The sequence below is a fragment of the Shewanella jiangmenensis genome (genome assembly GCF_018596335.1).
In the GTDB taxonomy this organism is placed as follows: Bacteria; Pseudomonadota; Gammaproteobacteria; order Enterobacterales; family Shewanellaceae; genus Shewanella; species Shewanella jiangmenensis.
Window position 1 is genome coordinate 1 of record NZ_JAHEPS010000003.1, and the last position, 14,523, is coordinate 14,523.

Here is a 14,523-nt window from a genome sequence, read left to right on the forward strand (position 1 = left end):
CAAAGGAGCGGTAGTTCAGTTGGTTAGAATACCGGCCTGTCACGCCGGGGGTCGCGGGTTCGAGTCCCGTCCGCTCCGCCAACATAAAGACAAAAGCCTCTGCAGCAATGCAGAGGCTTTTTTCGTTATGCCAACTCCGGCCAAAGAAGTGCTAATTCAGTTGGTTCGCTTTTTATTAGAGCAAGCCGGCCTGTCACGCCGGCGGGGGAGCTGGCCGTGGGCCGGACCATCGCTCTCGTCCAACAGTGCCCTTGCTTAACAGGCCTGCTCGGCATTCTAGCCCCTCGTTTATGCACATCGATGTGCCATATCCCCGCCAACTTATAAATGAAGCCTTGCTGGCATTGGCGGGCTTTTGTGTTCAACTTTCCTGAAGGTGGAGCGCACTATAAGCCGCGCCTGCTACGCCTAACAACGTGCTTCTTTAATGGCTCAGTTAGGCCACTGATCCTGAATGCGTTGGAAGATTGAGTGTCTCGGGAAAGGCAGAGCACTGCTCCTCTGTGTGGGCTCAGTGAAGCGCGTTAGAGGCTGTTAACGGTGATGCTTTCTTTGTGGTGTGCAGCTGGCCATTGCAACTTAGGTCTGGCTTAACACTTTGCTGAAGGGCTGCATAGCCTCGTTTGGTTAGTTTGAGCTGTGAGCATAACCAGGGCTTAGGCTATGTTCTCAGTTGCATTGTTTTTCGGTTGCGAAGGCTCTTGATTGCAATGTTTCTCAGGCTCTTTGTTTTTCGGCGTAGTTTTGGGGAAGGTGTTTTAATGCTTCTCGTGTTGCAGGCTCAATGTCTTTAGGACCATTGATGCTGCAAACTGAGCTTTGATGACGGAGCCTCCGCCTTGTTGCAGCCGGTATGTATGAGAGCCAAATATCGCGATATCAGGTTGATACAAGCTGCATTTATCCTGGCTTGCTCAATAACTGACATTGATGGCTGAAAAATCCGCAACCAATCGGTTTTCTTTAAAAAATAGCTTTACCTTTAGAGGGGGTTTTAGCATAATGCCCTCCGTCAACAGGGGTGTAGTTCCAATTGGTAGAACAGCGGTCTCCAAAACCGATGGTTGCGGGTTCGAGTCCTGCCACCCCTGCCACATACCAGAAAGGCCGTTCAGAAATGAACGGCCTTTCGTCTTTTTGTACCTGACGCCTTGATTACTGCGGCATTACTCTTCAAGCAGGCTCCTTAACATCCAGGCATTCTTCTCATGAATACTGACCCTTTGAGTCAGCAGGTCGACTGTGGCTTCATCACAGGCTTCTGATGCCAGCGGAATGAGTGCCCGGGCACTGCGGATCACAATTTCCTGATCGTCGATGAGCGCCCTGATCATGGCTTCGGTATTCAGTCTGCCGCTGTCTTCTTTGATGTCGGTGACGGCGGCAAAGGCGGAATAGGAACCCAGGGCTTTTTGCCCAAGGGTACGTACGCGCTCGGCAATGCTGTCGACAGCGGTGCCCAGTTCGGTATACTGCTGCTCAAATAACAGGTGCAGGCTGGCAAACATCGGCCCGGTAACGTTCCAGTGAAAACTGTGGGTTTTGAGGTACAAACCGTAACTGTCGGCCAGTAATTTATAAAGTCTTGTGGCTATGCCAAGGCGCGCCTTGGGATCGATACCGTTGTTGATCATCTTGTTTCTCCTGTTCGGCTCGTAATCGATTTAGTTGTCTGTATGCAACTGTTTAATTCAATTTAGTCGATTAGAAATTGTTTTTGCAGCGCAAAGATTAGATTGAACTGTTCGGACAAACGAATTGGAAAAGCTTATGGAAAAATCCGCTTATCTGGACGTGATGGGAATTAGTCGCTGGCAGCAGCGTGGCGCGGCGTTACCAGCGACGGCCAATTCCGGCTCGTCGATTGATGCTTCGATTTATGTTTCGATTGATAAAACGATTAATGCTTCAGTTGATAGCTCGACTGGTACGGATGCTATTGTGAAGAGTCGCGCTGGCAGCGAAGCTTTGCAGCCGGCATTGCTGGCATCGCTTGAGTGCCTGCTTCGCCACCCTTTGTGTACAGGAGTGTATGGCTCGCTGCAGGGCGGCCAGTTGCATCTTACCCGCGCTGCGCAAGGCTTTGATGCCAGCCACTCAGGCATGCAGCCCGCTGACGATATACGTAGCGAGCATGTCTATCCCTTGGGTGAGCTTGGATCCGGCGCTGCCAAAAAGGCGCTCTGGCAAGCCATTGTTGCGTCAGGAGTGCTGTAATGGAGTTGGTAACCCTTACCCCTGTCGATACGCCTTTGATGGCGCAGATTGAAGCCCAGGCGCATTCCCATCCCATGACGGAGGGCATGCTCAAAGATTGTTTTGGCCCGCTGTATCGGGTTTTGGGGCTTAAGCTTGATGGTGAGCTTGTGGGATTTGCGATTGTGCAGCAAATCGTCGATGAGGCGACGCTGTTTGATATCTGTATCAAACCTGAGATGCAGGGGCGTGGGCTTGGCGTGAGGCTGATGGATCACCTTATCGGCGAAGCAAGGGATAGTGGCGCGTCAGTTCTGATGCTTGAGGTGCGTGCATCGAACGTGGCTGCCATTGGGCTTTATCGCAAGCTTGGATTTACTGAGGCCGGGCGGCGACCCAATTATTATCCGCTTGAAGGCGGAGCGGGCCGTGAGGATGCGCTGCTGATGGACTTGCGGCTGTCTTAACCTCCGTTTACAGTCTTGAACTCGATTTACTGTCTTAACCTGAATACATGGGCTTAAGCTGCATACCGACCCTGAAAAGCTCGTGCTTTCTTTGGCCGAGCAGCGAAAACTTAGCAATAGAAAACGGCACCTGAGTGCCGTTTTTTTATTGGGTGAAGCAAAGTGTGATTTCAATTCACGTCGTTATTTTACTTCCTTATTTTACTTCTTTGCCTTGGGCCTGAAGATCGGCATGGTAGCTTGAGCGCACCAGTGGGCCGCAGGCGGCGTGGCTGAAGCCCAGTTCTTCGGCGATGGCTTTGAGCTCATCAAATTCCTGCGGGCTCACATAACGCTCCACCGGCAGGTGGAACTTGGATGGCTGCAGGTATTGACCCAATGTCAGCATGTTCACGTTGTGCTCACGCAGGTCTTTCAGCACCTGAATGATTTCTTCATTGGTCTCACCCAGACCCATCATCAGACCGGATTTGGTCGGAATATGAGGGTGACGCTCTTTAAAGCGCTTAAGCAAGTCCAGTGACCACTGGTAGTTGGCGCCCGGGCGCGCTTTGCGGTAGTGCGCCGGTGCGGTTTCCAGGTTGTGGTTGAACACATCCGGTGGATTGGTGCTCAGGATATCCAGTGCCACATCGATGCGTCCACGGAAGTCCGGTACCAGGGTTTCAATCTGGATATGGGGATTGAGGGCACGGATTTCGCGGATACAGTCGGCAAAGTGCTGGGCACCGCCATCTCGCAGATCGTCGCGATCAACCGAGGTGATCACCACGTACTTAAGCTTCATATCGCGGATGGTTTTGGCCAGTTTCACCGGCTCTTCCGGATCGGGCTTGAGTGGGCGGCCGTGGGCCACATCGCAGAATGGGCAGCGACGGGTACAGATAGCGCCAAGGATCATAAACGTGGCCGTGCCGTGGTTAAAGCACTCGGCCAGGTTGGGGCATGAAGCCTCTTCACAGACCGAATGCAGACCATTGCTGCGCAAAGCCTGTTTGATCTCCATGATCCTTTGGTTCGATGCCGGCAGTTTTACCCTGAGCCAGTCAGGCTTTCTGAGCATGGTATCGCGCTCGGAGGGCATGATTTTTACCGGAATTCGGGCGACTTTATCTGCATCACGCAGTTTGACGCCCGGCTGCAATCTTTCGGGTCTGTTCATATTATTCTGCTAATCCTTGGTGGTGTACCAGGTGTTCGTAGCCCAGCAGCTTGCAAAAGCTTTGCGTCAGCTTGTCTGCGGCTTCTTCGACGGTTTGGGGGCCGCCGAGGGTCTTGCATTGAACCATTTCAAGTCCGGCGTAACCGCAGGGGTTGATACGCTGGAAAGGGGAGATGTCCATATCGACGTTGAGCGCGAGGCCATGAAACGAGCAGCCGCGGCGAATACGCAGGCCCAGTGACGCCACTTTACGTTCATCCACATAAACGCCGGGTGCATCGGCCTTGGCGTAGGCATTGATGCCGTAGCCTTTGAGCATATCAACAATGCTCTGCTCTATGTGGGTAACGAGCTGCCGCACACCGATTTTACTGCGTTTGATATCCAAAAGCGGATAGGCGACCAACTGTCCGGGGCCGTGGTAAGTCACCTGGCCGCCGCGGTCCACCTGAATCACCGGAATATCACCCGGTGCCAGAATGTGCTCGGCTTTGCCTGCCTGCCCCTGAGTAAATACCGGTGGATGCTCAACCAGCCACAGTTGATCCGGGCTGTGTTCATCACGGTTGTCGGTGTAGTGCTGCATGGCGTGCCAGACGGTTTCATAATCCTGGTTACCCAGGTGTCTGATATGCAGTGTCTTGGCTTGCAAGGGCAACGTCTCCCCCATTGATTCGGCTTGGCGGCATTATACGCCGCAGATGCCGAAATGTAACACAGATCACGCTTTGGCAGCGTGACGGCGCGATTAGAGTACCCGGCGAACGCCGTCGATGGCGGCAAGCTCGCTGTACAGGGTTTCGATGTGCTCTTTGCTGGTGACAGTCACGCGGATGGTGACCGACACATAGGTGCCCTTGCTCGATGCCTTGGTGGTTGGGCGGTAATCGCCCGGTGCATGGCGCTGAACCACGGCGACCACGCGGTCGGCCAGGGTGTCGCTGGCATCGCCCACTACCTTGAACGGGAAGGCACAAGGAAATTCGAGATACTGGTCAAAGGTGGTGTTTAGCATAATCGTCGTTCTCAAAAAGGCTCAAAAATGGCTTGAGGCTGAAATATGGCGCCGATTATAGCCCAATCAAGGGGGCGGGGCGAAAAAAATGCCACCCGAAGGTGGCATTGTTTGAATTTTAAAGGCTTAGCTAAACCAGCTGGCAAACAACTGCTTGAAGTAGTCCACAATCTTGGAGAACCAGCTGCCTTCGTTCACTTCCTGCAGGGTTACCAGAGGGTACTGAGCTATGTCTTTGCCATCGAGCTGGAAGAACACGCGGCCAACCACTTCGCCCTTGGCCAGCGGCGCTTCGAGTGGCTTGGTCAGCTCGAAGTTGGCCTGCAGATCTTTGCCTTTGCCGCGACGTATGGTGAGCGGGGTATCGGTGGCTACGCCCAAATCCACGCTGTCACGATCGCCGTACCAAATCTTTTGGTTGGTGAAGCTGTCGCCGGCCTTGTAAGGCACCACAGTTTCGAAGAAACGGAAACCGTAAGACAGCAGCTTCTTGCTTTCTGCTTTACGTGAGGCCTCGCTTGAGGCGCCCATTACCACAGAAATCAGACGCATATTGTCCTGGGTGGCTGACGCAACCAGGTTGTAACCCGCGCCTGAGGTGTGGCCGGTTTTAATGCCGTCAACCGCCATGCTGTTATCCCACAGGAGGCCGTTGCGGTTGTATTGCTTGATACCGTTGAAGGTAAATTCCTTCTCGGAGTAGATGGCATATTCGTCTGGTACGTCACGGATAAGCGCGGCACCAAGAATCGCCATGTCATAGGCCGTGGTTTTGTGGTTTTCAGAGTCCAGACCGTGGCTGTTTTCAAAGTAGCTGTCGGTCATACCGAGCTGCTTGGCCCAGGAGTTCATCATGTCGACAAACGCATCTTCGGTGCCGGCAATGTGTTCGGCCATGGCAACGCAGGCATCGTTACCTGACTGGATGATAATGCCGCGGTTCAGATCAGAGGCCTTAACGGTTTTACCCACTTCAATGAACATCTTGGATGAGTCAGGGAAGTTTTTTGACCAGGCACTCTTGGTGATCACCACATCATCATTGGGGCTGATGTTGCCAACCTTCATCTCATGACCAATCACATAACTGGTCATCATTTTGGTCAGACTGGCTGGGTTAAGCTGCTCGTAAGCCGCGTTTTCAGCAATAATTTGGCCGGTATGGTAATCCATCAGCACAAAGGCTTTGGCAGCCACTGTCGGAGCGTCAGGTACAACGGTCGGTGGTGCGGCAAAAGAGCTGGCAGAGACGATGGCCAGGAGCAACATCGATTTTGGCGTGGTACGTTTAAATGCTTTCATCATTAACTACACGTTTTCTGTTGAGGTTTTGGAAACGGTATCGAGCCGCCGAGTGTAACATTAATTGACAATCAATTGCAGTTAAGGTTCCTTCATCTTCAAGATTTTGGCTCGGTGACTAAATAACCGGCAGGATATCCCTGCTGGCGCATTTTTTGAAGCAGCTTACTGGCTATGCCCTCGTGGCCGAGTGGGCCAAGTTGCAGGCGGTACAGATCGCCATGGGGCTGCAGCCGGTAGCTGAGCTGATATTCCTTGGCAAGCTTTTTACCCATGTGGGTAAGGCGTGATTTATCAGCCGAGGCCGCCACCTGAATGAAGTAATTGTTCGGGTCCTGAGCGCTGACCACCGCATCCGACGGCGGGGTCGGGAAGTAAATCGATTCAATCACCACCCGTGCTGTGCCGGTTTTAAGCATGTCGAGCCGATACGCAGCGGCGTAGGATAAATCGATAATGCGACCATCGTGAAACGGGCCACGATCGTTAACCCGGACGATAACTTCTTTGTTGTTATCGATATTGCGTACCCGTACAAAGCTTGGCAGCGGCAGGGTTTTATGGGCAGCTGTCATGGTGTACATGTCATACACCTCGCCATTGGAGGTGTGATAGCCGTGAAACTTGGTGCCGTACCAGGAGGCGGTGCCGGATTCGCGAAAATTGGCCGCACTTGCCATCACATCATAGGAGCGACCAAGCACAGTGTAAGGGCGGTTGCCTTTGCGGCTGTAAGGCTCATACCTTGGCACCGCGTCGGGAATTTTGCTGACATCGGGAGCATTTTCAGGGTAGGCATCATCTTTTTGATGATACCGGTCTTTTTTACCTGAGCCCGCAGCAGAGCCGCCGGAGGCACTATCGGGGCTGGATGAACAGCCGTAGAGCAGCGTCAGCATCGACAGCAATGTAAGCAGCAGTGCGGTATTAACGTTTGGCATGGGCATATTTTAATTGCTCGCTGAATTCGAAGGCGGCCATGGCATAAAGTGGGCTGCGATTATAGCGGGTGATCACGAAGAAATTCTTAAGCCCGAGCCAATATTGGCTCGATTTTTCACCGTCCAGTTGCAGTAAAAGTGCCGGCTGGCTGATGTCGAGATCGCGCTCATCGGCAAGGCCGAATTCCTCGCCGAGGATATCGCCAGCGCTTGATGACAATGGCTCGCCCTGCCACATTGGCTTGGTTGGTGTACCGCTGCCGTGATAATCCAGTTGCCGCACCACTGGGGCATTGGCCTGCCAGCCGTGCTGATGAAAGTAATTGGCGATGCTGGCGATGGCATCATCTGTGCTGCCAAGTAAATCCCGTTTGCCGTCGCCGTCAAAATCCACCGCGTAATAGCGATAACTGGACGGCATAAACTGGCAAAGGCCCATGGCGCCCGCGTAGGAGCCATAGAGGGTATCAAGGTTCAGTTGCTGCTCTTTTTCCAGTTGCTGCAGCTCACCAAGTTCTTTCAAGAAAAAGCCCGCGCGCTGCGGATAATGAAACCCAAGGGTGTAGAGGGCGTCACGCACCAGATACTTGCCCTGGGTTTTACCGTAATGGGTTTCGATGCCGATGATGGCGACTATGATTTGCGGCTCCACGCCAAAGGTGGCGGATGCCCGCGCAATCACATCGGCATGCCGGCGCCAAAAGGCGAGGCCGGCGTTTAGGCGCTCGGGTGTCAAAAAGCGTTGGCGGTATTCAAACCAGGGCTGGGATTCAAAGGGGCGGCTGATGGCATCCAGTACCGCCGGGTTGTAACTGGCTTTGGCGAGAAAGGCGTTTATCTGCGATTCGCTGTACCCCAGGGCGCCCTGACGGGCGAGGAAACTTGCTTTGGCGATGTCGGCAGTGGCGGGCGGCTTGGCCGCAGCTGCTGTCAGGGTTAAGGCAAGCAGGCCGGACATCACTGCCAGGCCGGGGGCAAATCGCATCGGCTGTCCCTATCGGTCGATAAATCTTCTGTGTGTTTGAATACTCATAAGAATGCCAAAACCTGTCATCAATGTCAGCATGGATGTGCCACCGTAACTGATGAGCGGCAAAGGCACGCCCACCACGGGCAAAATGCCGCTGACCATGCCGATGTTCACAAACACGTACACGAAAAAGGTCAGGGTGATGGAGCCAGCCAGCAGCCTTGCAAAGTTGGTCTGGGCGCGGGAAGCAATCACCAAACCGCGGCCAATGACATACAGATACATGGCCAGCAGCACAATGGCGCCTATCATGCCAAACTCTTCACCAATCACGGCAAAGATAAAGTCAGTGTGGCGCTCGGGCAAAAACTCAAGCTGCGACTGGGTGCCATGCAGCCAGCCTTTGCCGTCCATGCCGCCGGAGCCGATGGCGATTTTGGATTGGATAATGTGATAACCGGCGCCAAGCGGGTCCTGCTCGGGGTCAAGCAGCGTCAGTACCCGACGGCGCTGATAGTCGTGCATCAGGAAATACCACAACACCGGCAAGAAGGATAACACTGCCGCCAGCAGACCCAGCACTATGTACCAGCTCATCCCGGATAAAAACAGAGCGAAAATGCCTGATGCTGCCACCAGAATGGATGTCCCCAAATCAGGTTGGCTGGCAATTAACAGGGTGGGAATAAGCATGATTATCGCTGCTGATGCAAGGTGGCGCTTTTTGGGCGGCAGCGGGTTGCGGCTGATAAACCAGGCCATGGTAATAGGAAACGCAAGCTTAATCAGCTCAGACGGCTGAAACTCCATAAAGCCGAGGTTCAGCCAGCGCTGGGCGCCTTTATTGACTTCACCAAACAGGTCGACCAGAACCAACAGGATTACGCCCGCGATGTAAATCGGCAGTGCCCAGCGGCGCAGCATATCGGGATTGATTTGCGCCATAAACAGCATGATCCCAAGCGAAAGCACGAGGCGCACCAGCTGACGCTCGAACATTCCTAAGTCTTCCCCTGAGGCCGACCAAATCACGAACAGGCCAAAACCCATGATGGTCAGCAGGCCAAGCAGCAGTGGCAGGTCTATGTGCAGCCGCTGCCAGATGGTTTTACGGACGTGATCTGTATTCATGGCTGAGCCTTCCACTGCTCGTGCAGCATAAATTCATCCAACATGGCCCGGGCGACCGGACCTGCGTTCGCGCCGCCCCAGCCGGCGTTTTCGAGTACCACTGAGAGCACAATGCGTGGCTCTTCAAAGGGGGCGTAAGCGACGATTAGGGCGTTATCCCGCAGGTGCTCGGCCACTTTGTCGTGGTCGTATTTGGCGTCCTGGGCCACAGAGAATACCTGGGCGGTACCGGTTTTCATCGCGGCGGTGTAACTTGCGTCGGTGAAGCGCGACTTATGCGCGGTCTGGCGCATGGCTTCGTTGATGATTTCCCAGTTACGCGGGTTTTTAAGCTCAATCGGTGGTAATTGTTCGGGCGGGCGCTCGATTTTGGCGCTCTTATCTTTCATAGCCTTCAGCAAATGCGGCACAAAACGTTTACCGCGGTTGGCAAGCACTGCGGTTGAGTGCGCCAGCTGCAGCGGGCTTGCGGTCCAGTAACCCTGACCGATACCCACAGAAATAGTGTCGCCCGGATACCAGGGCTGATTGTGGCGAATGCGCTTCCAGTCGGATGACGGCATGATGCCGGCGGCCTCTTCGAAGATGTCCACGCCTGTGCTGTCGCCAAAGCCAAACTGGGTCATAAAGGCCGCGACCTTGTCGATGCCCATCTTGCTGACCATGTCGTAAAAGAAGATATCGCAGGACTCAACGATGGCGCTGTACACGTCCACATAGCCGTGGCCCCATTTTTTCCAGTCGCGCCATTTGCGCTCTACGCCTGGCATCTGCCAGTAGCCCGGATCGAAAATGCGGGTGCGCTCAGAGATCACCTGCTCTTCAAGGCCCAGCAGCGCCATCAGCGGCTTGATGGTGGAGGCCGGTGAATACAGGCCCTGGGTGGCGCGGTTGATAAGTGGCCGTGACTTGTCGTTCAGCAAGTCACTGTAATTTTTGGAGCTGATCCCCTGTACAAACAAATTCGGATCGTAAGAGGGGCTGGATACCAGCGCCAGAATGCCACCATCGCGCGGGTCCATGGCGACGATAGTGCCGCGCCGGCCAGACAACAGCTCCATGGCTTTTCGCTGCAGATTGATGTCGAGGGTCAGGTATAAGTCTTGCCCGGGCTCCGGCGGCACAGTGCGCAGGGTGCGGATGGTGCGGCCGCGGTTGTTCACCTCTTCTTCGAGGTGCCCCGGTTTGCCGTGCAGCAGGTTTTCGTAATATTTTTCAACGCCCTGTTTGCCGATGTCTTTACTGGCGGCGTAGTCGCTCCAGCGGTCGGCTTTCTCCAGCGCGGTGCGGTCCTTGGCGTTGATTTTGCCAACAAAACCCAGCACGTGGGTCAGCAGCTCGCCGTGGGGGTAAAAACGCTTCAAACCCGCTTCAATCCGTACCCCCGGGAAGCGATGCTGGTTAACGCTGAACAGCGCCACTTCGTCTTCGTTGAGGTTGTTTTTCACCGTTAAGGGTTTGAAGCGGCGATGAAACTTGAGCGCTTCGAGAAAGTCTTCCTGCTCCTCGGCGCTGATAGGCAGAATTTCGGCCAGCTGTTTAAGGGTGCCGGGCACATCCTTGACCTTTTCCGGGGTCAATTCGAGGGAGAAAATCGGCTGGTTTTCCGCAAGCAGCACGCCGTTTCGGTCGAAAATCAGTCCGCGGCTTGGCGCTACAGGGGTGACCCGGATCCGGTTGTCATCGGCGCGGGTGGTGTAATCGGCGTGGGAAGTCACCTGCAGGTGATACAGGTTGGTCAGAAGCACACCAAAGAGAGCTACAACGCACAAAAAGGTGAAGATCGCCCTGCGCCTGAAAATGCCGGCTTCAAGGGCGTGATCGTGTATGGTCACCCGTTTCTTCGGTGTCACTCAATCTCTCCGGTGCTCGCGACCTGTGTGGCGCGGTTATTCCCTGTGATAAGGGTGGTTATTATTGATGCTCCAGGCGCGGTACAGGCTCTCGGCCACCACAACCCGTACCAGCGGATGGGGCAGGGTCAGCGCCGATAAACACCAGCTTTGGCTTGCGGCCTGTTTGCATGCCGGTGCCAGGCCCTCAGGCCCGCCAATCAGCAGGCTCACATCGCGGCCATCAAGTTGCCATTTCTCAAGCGCGCCTGCAAGCTCGGGCGTGGTCCAGTTTTTACCGGGAAGATCCAGGGTAACAATATGATTACCTTTGGGAATGGCGGCCAGCATCTGCTCGCCTTCCTTTTGCAGAATACGGGCGATATCCGCATTTTTACCGCGCTTGCCAGCCGGGATCTCTATCAGCTCCAGCGGCATATCCCGCGGAAAACGGCGCTGATATTCTTCAAATCCGCGGGTGACCCAGTCAGGCATCTTGGTGCCAACGGCGATTAATTGCAGTTTCATCAGGCGTGTTCTTGCCAGAGCTTTTCGAGCTGATAGAAATCACGGGTCTGCTCCTGCATGACGTGCAGAATGACACCACCCAAATCCACCAGCACCCATTCACTGGCGTCACGGCCTTCGGCGCCGAGGATGTTGATATTGGCTTTGCGGGCTTCGCTCAAGAGCCGCTCGGCGATGGCGCGAACGTGGGTCTTGGATGTACCTGAACAAATCACCATGTAATCAGTGATGTCGGAATGTTGGCTCACGTCCAGAACCACCAGATCACGGGCCTTGATATCCTCAACCTTGTCGACCACAAATTGCTTCAGTTCAGTGCTGTGCACGCAAAATACCTCTTGGGCTAAAAATGGCGCGCCAGTATAGCAGCACGCACAGTATGAATACACCGCCCGTATGGGTGTCTTAACTAAGCTTAACGATTAAGCCTTAACAATAGCGGCCCAAGCTTAGCAATAGCTGCCCGAGCTTAACGATACAGCCCTGAGCTTAACGATACAGCCCTGAGCTTAGCGACACAGCCCTGAGCTAAACGATAAAGCCCTGAGCTAAACGATAAAGCCCTGAGCTTAACGATATAGGCCGCGCTCACGGATAATGCGCCCGACAGCCTCAGGCACCTCATCCGGCATGGCGCGACCCTGCATCAGCGCCTCGCGGATGGCGCTCGATGACACATCAAGCTCGTCTATGTCGGCCACTATGATGCGGCCACAGGGCGCATCGGGCAGCTTCGCGGTATTTGACGCCTGACGGTCTTCATTCTGCGCGGCGCTAGTCTGCTCAGTGCTAGTCTGCTCAGTGCTAGTTTGCTCAGTGCACTTTTGATTAGTGTTTTCCTGCAAAGCGATTGCCGGATAAGCACGCTCCTTCAGTACCTTTGCCATGGGATGCTCTGGCTCAAGCCGGTAGCCCGGGCGGGCACAGAGCAGGATATGACACAGGGAAAACAGCGACTGCCACTTATACCAGAGCGGCAGATTCAAAAATGAATCCATGCCCATCACAAAGTAGAACCTGCGCTCAGGATAAAGTTCCCCAAGCTGGGTGAGGGTTGCAACGGTATAACTTGGCTCATCGCGCTCAAGTTCAAGCTCGCACACACTGAGCGCGGGATGCAGCGCACACAGGCTTTGCAGCATCGCCAGACGATCCGCATTGCTGGCGTGCGGGCCGGGTTTGTGGGGCGGAATGCGGTTTGGCATCAGCCAGCAGTCATCGAAGGGCCACTGCCTGAGCAGCGTCAGCAGCGGCGCAATATGGCCCTGATGCGGCGGGTCGAAGGTGCCGCCAAGCAGCAGAGTATGACGCACGGGCGGCCCAATCTCTTTCGGCTCAGCTTGATGCGGCTCGTTTTGATGCAGCTCATTTTGTTGCAACTCGTTGTTTTGTTTCAGCTCGTTTGGCTGCTCGAGAGGTTGCTTGAGGCTGCTACGCGGCGATGCTGTCACTTACGACTCCAGTTGCACCAGCTGCTGATGGGCGCGCGGGTCAAACAGCAGGCAAAGGTGGGTGAGCAGAGTCCAGTCTTCTTCGCCAGCCTGTTTAAGTTTAAGTTCGATGGTGGACGAGAGTGCCAGCATGGCTTCAATCTGGGCCAGCGTCAGGCGGCGCAGGGCGTTTTCGTACAGCGGCTTGCGCTTGTCCCAAATCCGCAGTTTTGACCAGAGCGGCGCCATCGACTCGCGCCGCTCCTGCGCTGACTTGAGCGAAAGCAGGCTGCTGAGCTCACGGAACACCGCCCACAGCACTATGGGCAGCGCCGTGCCTTCAGCCTTTAATTGCGCCAGCATATGGGCGATGCGCTCCTGCTGATTGGCTAGCAGCGCATCGGCGAGCTGAAACACATTAAAGCGCGACTGATCTTCAAAATACTGCGCAAGCTCGGCGCCGCCGACCCGTCTGCCCGCCGTCAGCAGTGACAACAGTGCCAGCGCCTGCTCGGCGGCAAGCAGGTTACCTTCATAGAGGCTTGCCAGCATGGCCTTGGCGTCTGGCTCGAGCAGCAGCCGATGAGCCGAAATGCGGCCATCGAGCCAACGGGAAAACTGCGCCCCTTCCGGGGTGTTGCAGGGTAGATAGATGCCGGCATTATCGAGCGCCTTGAACCACTTGCTGTTGGTCTGCTCCGACGCAAGCTTGGGGCCGCGCACAATCAGCAGCAAATCCGGATTGGGCTGGGCCATAAGCTCGGTCAGCATAGCCGAGCCATCGGCGCCGGGTTTGCCCTGGGGCAGGGTGAGTTCAATAATGCGCCGACTGGCAAACAGGCTCATGGCCTGCCATTCATTGCGTAAATCCGCCCAGGCAAAGCCGCTGTCCTGCTCGAAACTGACCCGCTCCATAAACCCCTGCTGCCTGGCGGCCTCCAAAAGCTGGCTGCGGGCGTTTTCAATCAGCCAGGGTTCGTCGCCCATCAGGCTGTAGCACTGGGCCAGTGGCGAGAGATGACGACCAAGCTGCTCCGGATAGACCCGCATCAGCGCTTCTCGGTGGCGGCAAGGGTTTGAATGATATTGTCTGCCGCCTGCTGGCGCATCTCTCTTAGGAGCAGTTCCATTTCGCGGCTCTTGGCGAGTGCGGTGCGGGGGTCGTCCAGATAGTCGCGGCGAATTTCAACGGCGAATGGTTGGGCTTCGGCGTCCGGCAGCGCTACGGCAAAATCGACATGGTAAATCAGCTCATATTCGGCCACGTTGCCTGTGGGGTAGAGCGACAGGGTAGTGCGCTCCAATGTGTCGCGGATAAGTCGCAGCGACGGCGCATCGGCGCGGGCCTCGACCACATTGATGCCAGACAGCAACAGCCGGTCTTTCACCATCCGCGTCAGCTCGCTGTATTCATCGGCGCTGTCCACGCTCAGGGTCTGGAGCTCGGCGGGAATTTTGTAACTGCCCTGCAGACGAAAACCGCAGCCGGAGACATTGACGAGTAACATCAGGCTCAAACAGGCGCTGATAAACATTCTAACCATTACGG

At 55.1% G+C, this 14,523-nt stretch carries 16 protein-coding genes and 2 tRNA genes; 4 read left to right on the forward strand and 14 right to left on the reverse strand.

What is annotated here, in order from left to right; genetic code table 11:
* The first annotated feature begins 4 nt into the window (after positions 1-4).
* Positions 5-81: transfer RNA gene (locus KJI95_RS08795), tRNA-Asp, on the forward strand.
* Positions 82-1,017: 936 nt separating this feature from the next.
* A tRNA-Trp gene (locus tag KJI95_RS08800) sits at positions 1,018-1,094 on the forward strand.
* A 72-nt stretch (positions 1,095-1,166) separates the two neighbouring features.
* Here KJI95_RS08800 and KJI95_RS08805 read toward each other — a convergent pair.
* Positions 1,167-1,634 carry a Dps family protein gene (locus KJI95_RS08805; protein WP_214506834.1) on the reverse strand — a complete coding sequence of 156 codons (468 nt, stop codon included), beginning with the start codon at positions 1,632-1,634 and terminating at the stop codon, positions 1,167-1,169.
* A 136-nt stretch (positions 1,635-1,770) separates the two neighbouring features.
* Here KJI95_RS08805 and KJI95_RS08810 point away from each other — a divergent pair, with 136 nt between their 5' ends.
* On the forward strand, positions 1,771-2,217 hold the full coding sequence (locus KJI95_RS08810; protein WP_214506835.1) for a hypothetical protein: 447 nt from the start codon (positions 1,771-1,773) through the stop codon (positions 2,215-2,217).
* The gene (rimI, locus tag KJI95_RS08815; RefSeq protein WP_214506836.1) at positions 2,217-2,663 is read left to right on the forward strand and encodes a ribosomal protein S18-alanine N-acetyltransferase; all 447 of its coding nucleotides are present in this window, start codon (positions 2,217-2,219) and stop codon (positions 2,661-2,663) included. The genes KJI95_RS08810 and rimI overlap by 1 nt, the downstream gene beginning before the upstream one ends.
* 196 nt (positions 2,664-2,859) lie before the next feature.
* On the opposite strand, the gene lipA is transcribed toward rimI, so the two are convergent.
* From lipA to KJI95_RS08880, 13 genes are all read right to left on the reverse strand, one after another.
* Complete coding sequence (lipA, locus tag KJI95_RS08820) at positions 2,860-3,825, reverse strand: lipoyl synthase (protein WP_214506837.1); 966 nt, start codon at positions 3,823-3,825, stop codon at positions 2,860-2,862.
* A 1-nt stretch (position 3,826) separates the two neighbouring features.
* Positions 3,827-4,477, reverse strand: coding sequence for a lipoyl(octanoyl) transferase LipB (gene lipB, locus KJI95_RS08825; protein WP_214506838.1), 651 nt, complete (start codon positions 4,475-4,477; stop codon positions 3,827-3,829).
* A gap of 96 nt (positions 4,478-4,573) precedes the next feature.
* Entirely contained in the window at positions 4,574-4,840 is a 267-nt protein-coding gene (gene ybeD, locus KJI95_RS08830; RefSeq protein WP_214506839.1) for a DUF493 family protein YbeD, read from the reverse strand.
* A gap of 126 nt (positions 4,841-4,966) precedes the next feature.
* Positions 4,967-6,109 (reverse strand): serine hydrolase, encoded by a 1,143-nt coding sequence (locus KJI95_RS08835; protein ID WP_432653796.1) that lies wholly within the window; start codon positions 6,107-6,109, stop codon positions 4,967-4,969.
* Between the two features lie 131 nt (positions 6,110-6,240).
* Positions 6,241-7,083 carry a septal ring lytic transglycosylase RlpA family protein gene (locus KJI95_RS08840; protein WP_349356719.1) on the reverse strand — a complete coding sequence of 281 codons (843 nt, stop codon included), beginning with the start codon at positions 7,081-7,083 and terminating at the stop codon, positions 6,241-6,243.
* Positions 7,070-8,068, reverse strand: a complete 999-nt coding sequence (mltB, locus tag KJI95_RS08845) for a lytic murein transglycosylase B (RefSeq protein ID WP_214506841.1) — start codon at positions 8,066-8,068, stop codon at positions 7,070-7,072. Before mltB ends, KJI95_RS08840 begins: the two co-directional genes overlap by 14 nt.
* A 9-nt stretch (positions 8,069-8,077) precedes the next feature.
* A complete protein-coding gene (gene rodA / locus KJI95_RS08850; RefSeq protein WP_214506842.1) occupies positions 8,078-9,184 on the reverse strand; it encodes a rod shape-determining protein RodA in 1,107 nt (368 codons plus the stop codon).
* Positions 9,181-11,037 carry a penicillin-binding protein 2 gene (mrdA, locus tag KJI95_RS08855; protein WP_214506843.1) on the reverse strand — a complete coding sequence of 619 codons (1,857 nt, stop codon included), beginning with the start codon at positions 11,035-11,037 and terminating at the stop codon, positions 9,181-9,183. Before mrdA ends, rodA begins: the two co-directional genes overlap by 4 nt.
* Before the next feature lie 36 nt (positions 11,038-11,073).
* Positions 11,074-11,544, reverse strand: a complete 471-nt coding sequence (gene rlmH / locus KJI95_RS08860; protein WP_214506844.1) for a 23S rRNA (pseudouridine(1915)-N(3))-methyltransferase RlmH — start codon at positions 11,542-11,544, stop codon at positions 11,074-11,076.
* On the reverse strand, positions 11,544-11,870 hold the full coding sequence (rsfS, locus tag KJI95_RS08865) for a ribosome silencing factor (RefSeq protein ID WP_214506845.1): 327 nt from the start codon (positions 11,868-11,870) through the stop codon (positions 11,544-11,546). The genes rlmH and rsfS overlap by 1 nt, the downstream gene beginning before the upstream one ends.
* Positions 11,871-12,113: 243 nt before the next feature.
* A complete protein-coding gene (nadD, locus tag KJI95_RS08870; protein WP_214506846.1) occupies positions 12,114-12,995 on the reverse strand; it encodes a nicotinate (nicotinamide) nucleotide adenylyltransferase in 882 nt (293 codons plus the stop codon).
* Positions 12,996-14,024 (reverse strand): DNA polymerase III subunit delta, encoded by a 1,029-nt coding sequence (holA, locus tag KJI95_RS08875; protein WP_214506847.1) that lies wholly within the window; start codon positions 14,022-14,024, stop codon positions 12,996-12,998. It abuts the gene before it with no gap.
* Positions 14,024-14,518 (reverse strand): LPS-assembly lipoprotein LptE, encoded by a 495-nt coding sequence (locus KJI95_RS08880; protein WP_214506848.1) that lies wholly within the window; start codon positions 14,516-14,518, stop codon positions 14,024-14,026. The genes holA and KJI95_RS08880 overlap by 1 nt, the downstream gene beginning before the upstream one ends.
* Positions 14,519-14,523 lie beyond the last annotated feature (5 nt).

Bases quoted from the DNA above. Each gene is read 5' to 3' on its own strand.
- KJI95_RS08805 (WP_214506834.1), bottom strand. From the start codon at position 1,634: ATGATCAACAACGGTATCGATCCCAAGGCGCGCCTTGGCATAGCCACA.
- KJI95_RS08810 (WP_214506835.1), top strand. From the start codon at position 1,771: ATGGAAAAATCCGCTTATCTGGACGTGATGGGAATTAGTCGCTGGCAG.
- rimI (WP_214506836.1), top strand. From the start codon at position 2,217: ATGGAGTTGGTAACCCTTACCCCTGTCGATACGCCTTTGATGGCGCAG.
- lipA (WP_214506837.1), bottom strand. From the start codon at position 3,825: ATGAACAGACCCGAAAGATTGCAGCCGGGCGTCAAACTGCGTGATGCA.
- ybeD (WP_214506839.1), bottom strand. From the start codon at position 4,840: ATGCTAAACACCACCTTTGACCAGTATCTCGAATTTCCTTGTGCCTTC.
- KJI95_RS08835 (WP_432653796.1), bottom strand. From the start codon at position 6,109: ATGTTGCTCCTGGCCATCGTCTCTGCCAGCTCTTTTGCCGCACCACCG.
- KJI95_RS08840 (WP_349356719.1), bottom strand. From the start codon at position 7,083: ATGCCAAACGTTAATACCGCACTGCTGCTTACATTGCTGTCGATGCTG.
- mltB (WP_214506841.1), bottom strand. From the start codon at position 8,068: ATGCGATTTGCCCCCGGCCTGGCAGTGATGTCCGGCCTGCTTGCCTTA.
- rodA (WP_214506842.1), bottom strand. From the start codon at position 9,184: ATGAATACAGATCACGTCCGTAAAACCATCTGGCAGCGGCTGCACATA.
- rlmH (WP_214506844.1), bottom strand. From the start codon at position 11,544: ATGAAACTGCAATTAATCGCCGTTGGCACCAAGATGCCTGACTGGGTC.
- holA (WP_214506847.1), bottom strand. From the start codon at position 14,024: ATGCGGGTCTATCCGGAGCAGCTTGGTCGTCATCTCTCGCCACTGGCC.
- KJI95_RS08880 (WP_214506848.1), bottom strand. From the start codon at position 14,518: ATGGTTAGAATGTTTATCAGCGCCTGTTTGAGCCTGATGTTACTCGTC.